The sequence below is a fragment of the Streptomyces sp. NPDC043738 genome, from assembly GCF_056436545.1.
This window is the reverse complement of sequence record NZ_JBWKCJ010000023.1, coordinates 132,168-144,697: the sequence shown is the minus strand read 5'-3', so window position 1 is coordinate 144,697 and position 12,530 is coordinate 132,168. Positions and strand designations below refer to the sequence as shown.

The following is a 12,530-nucleotide window of genomic DNA, read 5'->3' as shown; positions in this document are numbered from 1 at the left end:
TGATGCTTGCGGTGGTTGGTGAGGTAAGGGTGAGCCAACCCCTCCCCCCCCCCCCCCTCCCCCCCCCCCCCCCCCCCCCCCCCCCCCCCCCCCCCCCCCCCCCGAGCCCGCCCCCGCTGGAGTCGCCCCCGACGACCACCCGCGCCGGGTCGCACCCCAACCGGTCCGCCTGCGCGACGGCCCATACCGTGGCCGCGTAAGCGTCCTCCACGGCTGCCGGGAAGCGCGCCTCGGGAGCCGTCCGATAGGCCACCGAGACCACCGGCGCGCCGCTGCGCAGGGCGAGTTGACGGCAGGTCGCGTCATGGGTGTCGAGGTCGCACATCACCCATCCGCCGCCGTGGAGGAACACCAGGAGCGGGCCGGGTCCGGTGGCTTTGTCCCTCGGGCGGTAGAGGCGTACGGGGACGGCGGGCGCGCCGGGCGGTCCGGGGACCCGGCGGTCGAGGGTGTCCACGCCGTCCGCCGGGCCGGGGCGGGTCCCGGCTCCGGTGCCGGAGGCACGGCGCAGCGACGCGATGTCCAGCGGCCCGCGGGCGGGGTCGGGGAACCGCGCCGACATCGCGTCGGCGATCCGGCGTGCGAGGGGCGGCAGCGGATCGGGGGAGGCGGTCGGCCGGCTCATCCTGTGGTCAGCCCTCCGTCCACCGCGAACTCGGCCCCGGTGATGTACGAGGAGGCGTCGCAGGCCAGGAAGCGGACCAGCTGGGCCACCTCGTCCGGCCGGCCGACGCGGCGCCACGGCACCCGCGGCCACTCCCGGTCCCCGGGAGCCGTGCCCAGCGCGTTCGCCACCATGGGGGTGTCGATCACTCCGGGGTGTACGGAGTTGACCCGGATCCGGTCGCCGGCCAGATCGAGCGCGGCGGACCTGGTCAGCCCGCGCAGCCCGAACTTGCTCGCCCCGTAGGCCGCGTGCCCCGCGATCCCCCTGAGCCCGGCCGTCGAGGAGATGGTCACGATCGACCCGCCGCCGGCCCTGCGCAGCTCCGGGACCACCGCCTTGATGCCGAGGAAGGAGCCGATCAGGTTCACTCGCAGCACCCGCGTGAAGTCCTCCTCGGTCTCCTCGTCGACGGGCGCGGCGTGCCACACCGCCGCGTTGTTGACCAGGATGTCGAGCCGCCCGAAGGACGCCGCCGCGGCCTCGGCCACGCGCTGCCAGTCGTCCGCCTCGGTGACGTCGTGCGGGACGAACACCGCGGCGTCCCCCAGCTCCGCGGCGACCGCCCGCCCCTCCGCCACCCGTACGTCGCCGAGCACCACCCGCGCCCCGGATTCGACGAACAGCCGCGCCTCCGCCGCGCCCTGGCCCCGCCCGGCACCGGTGATCACCGCCACCTTGCCGTCCAGCCGCTCCCCGCCGGCGCTCATGCCCGCTCCCCGAGCGCGCGGAAGTGCGGGATGACCCGCTCGCCCCACTGCCGGATGGTCTCCAGGCACACCTCCTGCGGCACGGTGCCCATCTGGATCAGGCACATCACCTCGTCCACCCCGATCGCCCGCAGCCGCTGGACGTAGGCGATGGCGTCCTCGGCACGGCCGTACGCGTGCCGGGCGTTGTACGGACCGGTGTCGACCGGCCGCGCCGGGATGTTCGCCTCGTCGAGCCTGGCGACGAGCTGTGCCCGGCGCCGCGCCAGCGCCTCGACGTGGTCCTCGTCCTGCGCGTAGGCCCTCGGCGCGGGTCCGCCGCCGTACCAGTGGGCGATCGCCTCGGCGAAGAACCGCTGGCCGCGGGTCCCGATCCGGTACGCGGCGGCGGCGTCGTCCAGCACGATCGTGGGACACAGCGCGGACAGATGGTCGTGGGGCCGCTCGCCGACGAAGTGCGCGCCACTGCGGGCGGCGATCGCCTCGTCGTAGACCTTGCGCATGGCCCGTACGTCGTCGGCGCCCGCGAAGCCCATCACCAGGGCCCCGACGCCCAGTTCGGCGGCGCGCCGGAGGCTCTCGTGCCTGCTGCAGGCCATGAACAGCGGCGGGTGCGGGGCCTGGACGGGCCGGGGGAGGACCGCGCCGGGACCGATGTCGATCGACCCGTGCCACTCGAAGGTCTCCGCGCGCCAGGCGCCGGCGAGGATCCGCAGCGCCTCCTCCAGCTGCGGCTGGGTGTCCTCGGGCCGCACCCCGAACATGGCCATCTCCTGCCGGGTGGCGCCCCGGCCGGCGCCGATGTCGACGCGGCCGCCGGAGAGCACATCGAGCATCGCGGTGCGCTCGGCGACCCGGACGGGGTGCTGGTAGCCGAAGGGCATGGTCACCACGCCATGGCCGATGCGGATCCGCGCGGTCCGCGCGGCGACCCAGGTCAGAAAGATCTCGGACGCGCTCATGTGCGCGTACTGGCGAAGGGCGTGGTGCTCGACCGCCCAGATCCGGTCGAAGCCCATCGCCTCGGCGTGCACGGCCTGTTCGACGCAGTCGTGGAGGACCCGGCGCTCGTTCTCGGGGGCGGGGTCGGCGAGTTGCGCCTCGAAGATCATCGAGAATTTCACGAAACTCCCTTCAGGGTATTTCGAATAGAAATATGTCTAGCAGTAACACCTGTGCATCGGAAGGGAGTTGACGCGTCCGGCCCGGCGCAGCCCGTCCCTCCGGCCCGGCCGCGGCCCGGGTGCGGGCGGACGCGGACCGTAGACTGCGGCACGTGACGGAGACGAGGGCGGGCGCGGCGAACGCCGGCGATGCGGAGCGGCCGGCGCTGCCGGCGACCAGCTGGGCGGTTCTGGGGCTGCTCTCCTTCGGTGAGGAGCTGTCGGGCTACGACCTGAAGAAGTGGTCGGACGGCTCGCTGCGCTTCTTCTACTGGAGCCCGTCCTTCAGCCAGATCTACGGCGAGCTCAAGCGCCTGGAGAACGTCGGCTACGTCAGCTCGCGGATGGTCGCCCAGGAGACCGGCAACCGCGACAAGCGGGTCTATGTGATCACCGACGAGGGGATGGCGGCGGTCCGGCAGTGGGCGCGCGAGGCGCCGGTGGAGCCGCCGGTCCTCAAGCACGGCGTGATGCTGCGGCTGTGGCTCGGCCATCTGCTGGAGGCCGACCGGATGCGTGAAGTGCTCGGCCGGCACCGGGAGTACGCGGAGGCGATGCGGCACCGCGCCGAGGTGGACGTCGAGAGCGCCCGCGCCGAGGAGGCCTGGGCCTACCCCTCACTCGTCCTGAAGTGGTCCGAGCGCTTCTACACCGCCGAGCGGGACCTGGCGGACGCGATGCTGGCCGACCTGGACGAGATGGACGGCGGGCGGCGCTAGGGCGCGCCGGCAGAGTCCCGGCTTGTCGAACTCCGCCTCCGTGAAGGTGCTATGACGCCGACTCAGGTATGACCTGAACTCAGATGCCTGCGAGGACCAGCGCCCGGCATTGCGACGGCGTCCCCCAGGCGTCGCGCAGTGGGCGTGCCTTGCGGATCCACAGGGAGAGGTCGAGCTCCTCGGTGTACCCCAGGGCGCCGTGCAGCTGGAGCGCGGTACGGGCCGCGGCGTATCCGGCCTCGCCCGCGGCGACCTTCGCCGCCGCCACCTCCCGGCGGGCCGATGGCGCGTCCGCCGCCACCGCCAGCGCCGCCGCGTGCATCAGCGGCTGCGCGAACTCCAGCCCGATGAGGGCGTCCGCCAGCCGGTGCTTGACCGCCTGGAACTGGCCGATGGCCACCCCGAACTGGGTGCGCTGCTTGACGTAGGCGACCGTCTCGGCCAGCAGGGCGCGGCCCAGGCCCAGCGACTGCGCGGCGGTGAGCAGCCGTGCGAGGTCGACGGCGTGCGCGGCGGCCGCGATCACGGTCGGTCCGGCGGTCAGGACCGTGCCGCCGCGCGGGCGGGCCGGCCGCCGGGCCGGATCGAGACAGGGCTGTACGGGGCCGTGCGTGGCGGCACGGCGGACCGTGTCGTGCTGGACGGCGAGGACGGCGTCGGCGGCCGCCGCGTCCAGGGCGTACGGCGTGTCGGCGCACAGGCTGACCACGGCGTCGCCGGAGGCGATCCGCGGCAGCCATTCGCCGGCCCCGGCCTCGGCCCCGGCGTCCTCGCCGAGCCGGTCCCACAGCACCGCCGCCGCCACCGTCTCCACCAGTGGACCCGGCACCGCGTGACGTCCCAACTCCTCGAAGGCGACGACCAGTTCGACCGGCAGCCGGCCCGTGCCGCCGTGCTTCTCCGGCACGGCGAGCCCGAACACCCCCGCCGCCGCGATCCGCGCCCACAGCGCCCGGCCGGGCCCGGTGTCCCCGTGCGCCCAGGCCCGTGCCACCGCCGCGGTGCCGGACGCCGCCAGCATGCCGTCCAGCGTACGGGCGAACTCCCGCTGCTCCGCGGTCGTCAGGAAGCGCATCAGCGGCGTCCCTTCGGCAGGCCGAGCAACCGCTCGGCGATGATGTCGCGCTGGATCTCATTGGTGCCGGCGTAGATCGGCCCGGCGAGCGAGAAGGTGTAGCCCTCGGCCCACCGCCCGTGTGCGGGCGCCTCGTCGGCGTCGTCGGAGAGCGCGCCGTACGGGCCGAGCAGGTCCAGCGCCGTCTCGTGCAGCGAGAGATCCAGTTCGGACCAGAAGACCTTGGTCAGGCTCGAAGCGGCGCCGAGGTCCGCCCCGCCCGGTCGCGCCCGGCCGGGGGCGTCACCGTCGCCGGCCGTGAGCCGGGAGACCTGGGCGTAGGTGTGGAGCTGGTAGGCACGGGCGCCGATCAGCGCGTCGGCCACCCGGTCGCCGAGGGGACCGGCGGCCTCGGGGGACCGGCGCCACAGCGCGGCCAGTCGCTCGGCGGCCGCCGTGAAGCGGCCCGGACTGCGCAGCGTCAGACCGCGCTCGTTGCCCGCGGTGCTCATCGCCACCCGCCAGCCCTGCCCCGGCTCGCCGATCACCTCCGCGTCGGGCACGAACACCCCGTCCAGGGAGAGTTCGGCGAAGGCGGGCTTGCCGTCGAGGCGGCCGATGGGGCGCACCGTCACTCCGGGCGCGTCCAGCGGGAACATCAGATACGTCAGGCCCTGGTGCGGCCGGGCGGTGTCCGGGTCGCTGCGGAACAGGCCGAAGGCGCGGTCGGCGAAGGCGGCCCGCGACGACCAGGTCTTCAGACCGTTCAGCAGCCAGCCGCCGTCGGTGCGTACGGCCGTCGAGCGCAGCGACGCCAGGTCCGAGCCCGACTCCGGCTCCGACCAGGCCTGGGCCCAGATCACCTCGCCGCTCGCCATGGGGCCCAGGACCCGGGCGCGCTGCTCCTCGGTGCCGTGCTCGAAGAGGGTGGGGGCCAGGAGGTTGATGCCGTTCTGGCCGACCCGGCCGGGGGCACCCGCGGCGTAGTACTCCTCCTCGAAGATCAGCCACTGCAGGACCGAGGCGCCCCGGCCGCCGTACTCCTCGGGCCAGGAGACCGCCGACCAGCGGTCCGCGAAGAGCCGGCGCTCCCACTCCCGGTGGGCGGCGAAGCCCCGCGCGGTCTCCAGCGACGGCAGCGGGGTGACGGGTACGTGCTCGGCGAGCCAGGCCCGGACCTCGGCCCGGAAGTCGTCCTCCGCGGCGGTGAAGGCGAGGTCCATCAGGCCCCGGCCTCCCGGGAGGACGGCTGCGGGTCCGCGGAACGCCGCCGCATCGCGTGGATGTCCATCCCGCCCAGCGGGTCCGCGGCCGTTTCGGCGTTGTGGGCGTGCGCGAGATGGTGCAGGCCGAACACCGAGTCCAGGCCGCCGTGCAGCCCCTGGAGGTCCTCGGCCTGGTTGACGGCGCGCTTGGTCAGCGCCAGGCCCAGCCGGGGCATCTGAGCGATGCGCAGCGCCAGTTCCTGTGTACGGTCGGCCAGTTCGGCGCGCGGCACCACACGGTTGACCATGCCGACCTCGTACGCCCGCCGAGCGCTCATCCGGTCACCGGTGTACAGGAACTCCTTGGCGATCCGCGGCGGCATCACCCACGGGTGGGCGAAGTACTCGACGCCGGGAATCCCCATCCGTACGACCGGATCGGCGAAGAAGGCGTCATCGGCGGCGACGATCAGGTCGCAGACCCAGGCGAGCATCAATCCGCCCGCCACACAGGCTCCTTGGACCGCGGCGAGCACCGGCTTGGGCAGCTCCCGCCAGCGGCGGCACATGCCGAGATAGACCTCCGACTCACGGGCGAACCGGCTCTCCGCGCCCGCCTTGTCCGAGTGGTCCCACCACAGTCCGGCCGCGCGGTCGAAGGGAAGGTGCGCATCGCGTCCGGGGGTGCCGATGTCATGGCCCGCGGAGAAGTGCCGGCCCTCGCCGGCGAGGACGACGACCTTGACCTCGTCGTCGTCCGCGGCGCGGTAGAAGGCGCGGTCCAGGGCGTAGGTCATCGCGGAGTTCTGGGCGTTGCGGTAGTCCGGGCGGTTCATGGTGACGGTGGCGACCGGTCCCTGGCGTGCGTAGCGCACGGGCTCGTCGTCGTGGGCAGCGGGCATCCGCCCCTCCTTCCCTAACAAGTGTTTGGTAGGTTAACGTACGGCCAGGAGCAGCGTCGAGGCCCAAGGAGGCTCGCGTATGACACCGCCCCCCTATGTGCCCGGCCACGATCTGCTCGCCGGCCGCAGCGCCGTCATCACCGCGGCCGCCGGGGCCGGCATCGGCGGCGCCACCGCCCGGCGCTTCTTGGAGGAGGGCGCCCGGATCGTCCTCGGCGACAGCCACGCGCGGCGGCTGACGGAGAGCGCCGAGGCGCTCGCCGCGGAGTTCGGCGCGGACAAGGTCGCGGCCCTGCCCTGCGACGTCACCGACGAAGAGCAGGTGGGCGCCCTGCTGGAGCTGGCCGAGGAGCGCCACGGCCGGCTCGACATCGTGGTCAACAACGCCGGGCTCGGCGGCACCGCCGACCTCGTGGAGATGACCGACGCGCAGTGGAGCAAGGTCCTCGACGTGACCCTGAACGGCACCTTCCGCTGCACCCGGGCCGCGCTGCGCCGGATGCGGCGCAGCGGCCGCGGCGGCGTGATCGTCAACAACGCCTCCGTCGTCGGCTGGCGCGCCCAGCGCGGCCAGGCCCACTACGCCGCCGCCAAGGCCGGGGTGATGGCGCTGACCCGCTGCGCCGCCGTGGAAGCCGCCGCGTACGGCGTACGGGTCAACGCGGTCTCGCCCAGCCTCGCGATGCACCCGCACCTGGTGAAGGTGACCACGCCCGAGCTGCTCGCCGAACTCACCGAGCGGGAGGCGTTCGGACGCCACGCCGAACCCTGGGAGGTCGCCAACGTCATCGTCTTCCTGGCCGGCGACTACGCCTCGTACATGACCGGCGAGACCGTGTCCGTCAGCTCCCAGCATGCCTGAGGAGCGCCGCCGCGAACTCCTCGCCGCCGCCGCGGAGGTGTTCGCCGTCCAGGGCTACGACGCGACCACGGTCCGGCAGATCGCGGACGCGGTCGGCATGCTCGCGGGCAGCCTCTACTACCACTTCGACTCCAAGGAGTCGATGCTGGACGAGATCCTTTCCGCGTTCCTGGAGGAGCTGTGGGACGGCTACGACGCGGTGCTCGCCGCGTCGCTCGGGCCGCGGGAGACGATCGAGGCGCTGGTCACCGAGTCCTTCCGGGAGATCGACCGGCACCGCGCGGCCGTCGCGATCTACCAGAAGGAGGCCAGGCACCTCGCCGCCCACCAGCCCCGTTTCGGCTACCTCGCCGCCTCCCGGCAGAAGTTCGAAAGGGCCTGGCTGGGCACCCTGGAGCGGGGTGTGGCCGACGGGGTCTTCCGCGCCGACCTCGACATCCGGCTGACGTACCGGTTCGTCCGCGACACCGTCTGGGTGGCCGCCTCCTGGTACCGGCCGGGCGCACGGCACCGCCCCGAGGAGATCGCCCGGCAGTACCTGTCGATGGTGCTGGACGGCATCGCCTTGCGGAACCGACCGGCCGATCCGCAGAATCTGACCTAGGAGACCACCATGTCCGAGGCCTACATCGTCGAGGCGGTCCGCACCCCGGTCGGCAAGAAGGGCGGCGGCCTGTCCGGCGTCCACCCCGCCGACCTGGGCGCCCATGTGCTCAGTGCGTTGATGGCGCGCACCGGCGTCGACCCGGCCGCCGTCGAGGACGTCGTCTTCGGCTGCCTGGACGCCGTGGGGCCGCAGGCCGGGGACATCGCCCGCACCTGCTGGCTGGCCGCCGGGCTGCCCGAGGAGGTGCCCGGCGTCACCGTCGACCGCCAGTGCGGCTCCTCCCAGCAGGCCGTCCACTTCGCCGCCCAGGGAGTGCTCTCCGGCACCCAGGACCTGGTCGTCGCGGGTGGTGTGCAGAACATGTCGCAGATCCCGATCGCCTTCGCCAGCCGGCAGGCCGCGGAACCGCTGGGACTCACCGAGGGCCCGTTCGCCGGTTCCGCGGGCTGGCGGGCCCGCTACGGCGAGCAGCCCGTCAACCAGTTCCACGGCGCCGAACTGATCGCCACGAAGTGGCACCTGACCCGCACGGACATGGAGGAGTTCGCGCTCCGCTCCCATCGGCGGGCCGTGCGCGCCATCGACGAGGGCCGCTTCGACCGCGAGCTCGTCCCGTTCGGGGACGTCACCGTCGACGAGGGCCCGCGCCGCACCACCTCGCTGGAGAGGATGGCCGAGCTGGCGCCCGTCGTCGAGGGCGGCCGGCTGACCGCCGCGGTCTCCTCGCAGGTCTCCGACGGCGCGGCCGTCATGCTCCTGGCCTCCGAGCGTGCGGTGGCCGAGCACGGCCTGACCCCGCGGGCCCGCATCCACCATCTGTCCGTACGGGGCGAGGACCCCATCCGGATGCTGACCGCACCCATCCCCGCGACGGCGTACGCGCTGAAGAAGGCGGGCATGACGATCGGCGACATCGACCTGGTCGAGATCAACGAGGCGTTCGCGCCCGTGGTGCTGGCCTGGCTCAAGGAGACCGGCGCCGACCCCGAGCGGGTCAACGTCAACGGCGGCGCCATCGCCCTGGGCCACCCGCTGGGCGCGACCGGCGTACGGCTGATGACGACGCTGCTGCACGAACTGGAGCGCACCGGCGGCCGGTTCGGGCTGCAGACCATGTGCGAGGGCGGCGGGCAGGCCAACGTCACCATCATCGAGCGGCTGTGACCGGCCGCGCCGGCGGGTGACTCAGCGCGGCAGGGCGGCGAGGGTGCCGTGCGCCTCGGTCATGATCCGGTCGACGAGTTCCGCGCAGGACGGCAGATCCTCGATCAGACCGGCGACCTGGCCCGCGGCCATCACCCCGAGGTCGGTACGGCCCTGAACCATCGACGCCCGCAGCAGCATCGGGGTGTTGGCGGCGAGCAGGACCTGGCTCCAGGACAGCTCCTTGCCGTGCTTCATCGCCAGGCCGTCGCGGACCATCCGGGTCCAGCTCAGCCCGGACAGCTTCCGGAAGGACGCGGCGTGGCGCACCGCCCTCAGCAGCGCCGCGGTGCGCCCGGACCGCTCCAGCGCCGCGACCAGCTCGCTGCGCAGCATCCGGTGCGGCAGCCCGTCGACCTTGGTGGTGACGGTGATGTCCTGCACCGCCGCCTGCAGATAGCGGGCCTGTACCGCCGGCGGCACCGTGCTGTCCGACGTCAGCAGGAAGCGGGTGCCCATGGCGATTCCGGCCGCGCCGTAGGCGAGCGCCGCGACCAGGCCCCGGCCGTCGAAGAAGCCGCCCGCGGCGATCACCGGTATCCCGACCGCGTCCACGACCTGGGGCAGCAGCACGCTCGTGGCGACGCTCCCGGTGTGGCCGCCGCCCTCACCGCCCTGCACGACGACCGCGTCCGCGCCCCAGGCGGCGACCTTCTCGGCGTGCCGGCGGGCCCCGACGGACGGAATGACGACCACTCCCGCCTCCTTGAGCCGGGCGATCAGCTCGGGGGACGGGGCGAGGGCGAAGGAGGCGACCCGTACGCCCTCCTCCACGATGACCCCTACGCGCTCGTCCGCGTCGCCCGCGTCGGCCCGCAGATTGACGCCGAAGGGCGCATCCGTACGGGACCTGACCTCGCGGACCGCCGCACGCAGCTGCTCGACGGTCATGGTGGCCGAGGCGAGGATGCCCAGGGCCCCGGCTTCGGCGGCGGCCGAGACCAGCCGGGGTCCCGCCACCCACCCCATGCCGGTCTGCACGAGCGGGTGCCGCACCCCGACGAGGTCGGTCAGCGGGGTGGTGATCCGGGGGGTCGTCATACCGTCGGCACCTCGCGTTCGCGCAAACCCTCGGGGTCGATGACCTCGCGGATCAGCCGCAGCTCCGCCTCGGAGGGCTGCCGGGTGCGGGGCACCTCGCCGGGCAGTACGAGCGGGAATCCGGTGGCCTGCTGGACCTCCTCGACGGTGACACCGGGGTGGACCGAGGCGAGCCGCATCGCGTGGTCCGGCGTCGCGAAGTCGAAGACCCCCAGGTTGGAGACCACCCGGGGGAGGTGGTGGTAGCGGGTCGCGGACGGCCCGGCGGCGGCCGCGCTGTCGTAGCCCACCCCGCTGATCATGTCGACCTTCTCGACGAAGACCCGGGTGGAGTGCCGGGGCACCCAGTAACTGACCGGATTATTGAGGGTGTTGACGGGCGCCCCGCGGACGCCCAGCAGCTGGCGGGCCGGTCGCCGCCAGTCGCCGATGCAGGAGATGTTCTGGTTGCCGAAGCGGTCCAGCTGGCTGGCGCCCATCATGACGTGCCGCCTGCCGCCGGTGACCATGGCCAGGTGCTGGCGGTAGGGCAGCCAGCCCTCGGTCTCCCCGTCGAGGTCCACCAGCCTCGCCTCGCCGTCGGTGAGCAGCAGGTCCGGCGAGAAGGTGTGCTTGGCGAGCCGGGCGCCGACGGACGGGATCAGTCCCATCGGGCTGGCCAGCACCTCGCCGTCGCCGCGCCAGGCGTCGGCGCAGGCGATCACGCAGTACTCGGCGCGGGTCGTCGTGGAGTTCGTCCTCACCGCTGCTCCTCGTGCCAGGTCCGGACCGCGGACTGGTAGCTCTTCTCGTCCCCGTGCAGGAACCGCTCGGCGAACTGCGGCCAGGGCGTGGTCGCGTAGAGCTGCTGGAAGGGCTCGTCGCGGCCGTAGTCGGGGGCGCAGGAGGTGAAGTGGGCGCCGTTGGGGGTCTCGACGACTCCGGTGACCGAGTGCCGCTTGACGAGCAGGGTCTGCGGGACGGCCGTCGCGAAGCCGTCCACCAGCCGCTCGCACGTGACGTAGGCGCGGTCCGCGGCCGTGCAGAACAGGTCGTCGAAGTACGGATCGGGGCCCAGGTACTGGCCGTTGCCGAGCCGGTCGGCGCGGTTGACGTGGACCAGCGCCGCGTCCAGCCGCAGCGCGGGCATGGCGACGAACGTCTCCGCGTCGTCGTAGGGCGAAGTGACCGTCCGCAGGCCCGGGTTGACGCGCATCACGTCCGAACCGATACCGGCCCGCACGGGCAGGAACGGCAGTCGGTTGGCGGCGGCCCGCAGCCCCCACATGAACATCGCCTCGTCGACCTCCGTCAGCTCGAACTCCCCGCGCTGGCGGGCCGCGCGGAAGTGCGGTTCGAGCGGGATGGAGTCCAGGGTCGCGAACGGGGCGATCAGCCTGCGGATCCGGCCCGCGGCGGCGAGCAGGCCGACATCGGGCCCGCCGTACGCGACGACGGTCAGATCGGTGACCGGGGACCGCAGCAGCGCCCGTACCAGCGCCATCGGCTTGCGGCGCGAACCCCAGCCGCCGATGCCGACGGTCATGCCGCTGCGCAGGCGGGAGACCGCCTCGTCGGGTGTCATGGTCTTGTCGGTCATCGCTTCCCGGCCCCCTGCCCGGTCTCGGTGCCGAAGGTGTCGCGGATCCGGTCGGCCACACCGCCGAGGTTCGCCTCGAAGGTGAACCCCTGCTCGAAGCGGTAGCTGCGGCGCACGTCGACGGGGTCGATGCCGTTGATGGCGGCCTTGGCGAGCCGGAGCAGGGCGCCGTCCTTGCGTGCGATCTCGCGCGCCAACTCCACCGCCGTGTCCCGGAGCCGGGCGCCCGGGACGACCTTCCAGACGGAGCCGTGCGCCCGCAGTTCGGCGGCGGTGGCGGTGCGCGAGGTGTAGTAGAGCGTACGCATCAGATGCTGGGGGACCAGCCGGGCCAGATGCGTGGCCGCGCCGAGCGCCCCGCGGTCCAGCTCCGGCAGTCCGAAGGACGCGTCGTCGCTCGCCACGATCGCGTCGGCGTTCCCGGCGAGACCGATGCCGCCGCCGAGGCAGAACCCGTGCACCGCCGCGACGACCGGCACCTCGCACTCGTAGACCGCCGAGAACGCCTCGGCGCAGCCGCGGTTGGCACCGATCAGCGCACCATGGCCGCCCTCGGCGGTGTCCCGCTGCAGCTCCTTGATGTCGACGCCCGCGTTGAAGCCGCGTCCCTCGGCGGCGAGCACCACGCAGCGGATGTCGGGGTCCCGGCCGGCGGCGCGCACGGCGTCGGCGAGGTCGTACCAGCCGTGCACGGGAAGCGCGTTGACCGGTGGGAAGTCCACGGTGACGACCGCGACGCCCGGCTCGGGCCTGGAGGTGGAGACACCCATGAGCGGATCAGCTACCTTTCCACCAAGCGTTTGTTAGGTAGCGAAGTTAGC

At 73.4% G+C, this 12,530-nt stretch carries 14 protein-coding genes; 4 read left to right on the top strand and 10 right to left on the bottom strand.

All coding sequences use genetic code 11. From position 1 onward, the window contains the following. The 3 genes from AC0680_RS27050 to AC0680_RS27040 form a co-directional block, all read right to left on the bottom strand. Positions 1-562: alpha/beta hydrolase (locus tag AC0680_RS27050; protein ID WP_478633481.1), on the bottom strand; the 562-nt coding region annotated here is incomplete at its 3' end. 59 nt (positions 563-621) lie between these two features. Continuing rightward, positions 622-1,374 carry a glucose 1-dehydrogenase gene (locus tag AC0680_RS27045; protein WP_478633462.1) on the bottom strand — a complete coding sequence of 251 codons (753 nt, stop codon included), beginning with the start codon at positions 1,372-1,374 and terminating at the stop codon, positions 622-624. Then, positions 1,371-2,498 carry an LLM class flavin-dependent oxidoreductase gene (locus AC0680_RS27040; protein WP_478633460.1) on the bottom strand — a complete coding sequence of 376 codons (1,128 nt, stop codon included), beginning with the start codon at positions 2,496-2,498 and terminating at the stop codon, positions 1,371-1,373. The genes AC0680_RS27045 and AC0680_RS27040 overlap by 4 nt, the downstream gene beginning before the upstream one ends. Positions 2,499-2,650: 152 nt before the next feature. Here AC0680_RS27040 and AC0680_RS27035 point away from each other — a divergent pair, with 152 nt between their 5' ends. Then, positions 2,651-3,256, top strand: coding sequence for a PadR family transcriptional regulator (locus AC0680_RS27035; RefSeq protein ID WP_478633458.1), 606 nt, complete (start codon positions 2,651-2,653; stop codon positions 3,254-3,256). Between the two features lie 79 nt (positions 3,257-3,335). On the opposite strand, the gene AC0680_RS27030 is transcribed toward AC0680_RS27035, so the two are convergent. From AC0680_RS27030 to AC0680_RS27020, 3 genes are read right to left on the bottom strand one after another with little or no spacing between them, the layout of a single operon-like run. After that, positions 3,336-4,331: an acyl-CoA dehydrogenase family protein gene (locus AC0680_RS27030; protein WP_478633455.1), complete on the bottom strand. Its 996-nt coding sequence runs from the start codon at positions 4,329-4,331 to the stop codon at positions 3,336-3,338. Continuing rightward, a complete protein-coding gene (locus AC0680_RS27025; protein ID WP_478633452.1) occupies positions 4,331-5,533 on the bottom strand; it encodes an acyl-CoA dehydrogenase family protein in 1,203 nt (400 codons plus the stop codon). The genes AC0680_RS27030 and AC0680_RS27025 overlap by 1 nt, the downstream gene beginning before the upstream one ends. Next, complete coding sequence (locus AC0680_RS27020; RefSeq protein ID WP_478633450.1) at positions 5,533-6,417, bottom strand: enoyl-CoA hydratase; 885 nt, start codon at positions 6,415-6,417, stop codon at positions 5,533-5,535. Before AC0680_RS27020 ends, AC0680_RS27025 begins: the two co-directional genes overlap by 1 nt. Before the next feature lie 79 nt (positions 6,418-6,496). On the opposite strand from AC0680_RS27020, the gene AC0680_RS27015 reads away from it, so the two are divergent. Genes AC0680_RS27015 through AC0680_RS27005 form a run of 3 tightly spaced genes read left to right on the top strand, consistent with a single transcriptional unit; the run spans position 6,497 to position 9,050 of the window. Beyond that, positions 6,497-7,279, top strand: coding sequence for an SDR family oxidoreductase (locus tag AC0680_RS27015; protein ID WP_478633447.1), 783 nt, complete (start codon positions 6,497-6,499; stop codon positions 7,277-7,279). Then, a complete protein-coding gene (locus AC0680_RS27010) occupies positions 7,272-7,883 on the top strand; it encodes a TetR/AcrR family transcriptional regulator (RefSeq protein ID WP_478633444.1) in 612 nt (203 codons plus the stop codon). Before AC0680_RS27015 ends, AC0680_RS27010 begins: the two co-directional genes overlap by 8 nt. Positions 7,884-7,892: 9 nt before the next feature. Then, positions 7,893-9,050: an acetyl-CoA C-acetyltransferase gene (locus AC0680_RS27005; RefSeq protein WP_478633441.1), complete on the top strand. Its 1,158-nt coding sequence runs from the start codon at positions 7,893-7,895 to the stop codon at positions 9,048-9,050. 21 nt (positions 9,051-9,071) lie between these two features. On the opposite strand, the gene AC0680_RS27000 is transcribed toward AC0680_RS27005, so the two are convergent. From AC0680_RS27000 to AC0680_RS26985, 4 genes are read right to left on the bottom strand one after another with little or no spacing between them, the layout of a single operon-like run. Next, entirely contained in the window at positions 9,072-10,130 is a 1,059-nt protein-coding gene (locus AC0680_RS27000) for an NAD(P)H-dependent flavin oxidoreductase (protein WP_478633439.1), read from the bottom strand. Then, on the bottom strand, positions 10,127-10,873 hold the full coding sequence (locus tag AC0680_RS26995; RefSeq protein ID WP_478633437.1) for a CoA-transferase subunit beta: 747 nt from the start codon (positions 10,871-10,873) through the stop codon (positions 10,127-10,129). Before AC0680_RS26995 ends, AC0680_RS27000 begins: the two co-directional genes overlap by 4 nt. Further along, entirely contained in the window at positions 10,870-11,709 is an 840-nt protein-coding gene (locus AC0680_RS26990; RefSeq protein ID WP_478633434.1) for a CoA transferase subunit A, read from the bottom strand. The genes AC0680_RS26995 and AC0680_RS26990 overlap by 4 nt, the downstream gene beginning before the upstream one ends. Next, the gene (locus AC0680_RS26985) at positions 11,706-12,479 is read right to left on the bottom strand and encodes an enoyl-CoA hydratase family protein (protein ID WP_478633433.1); all 774 of its coding nucleotides are present in this window, start codon (positions 12,477-12,479) and stop codon (positions 11,706-11,708) included. Before AC0680_RS26985 ends, AC0680_RS26990 begins: the two co-directional genes overlap by 4 nt. Positions 12,480-12,530 lie beyond the last annotated feature (51 nt).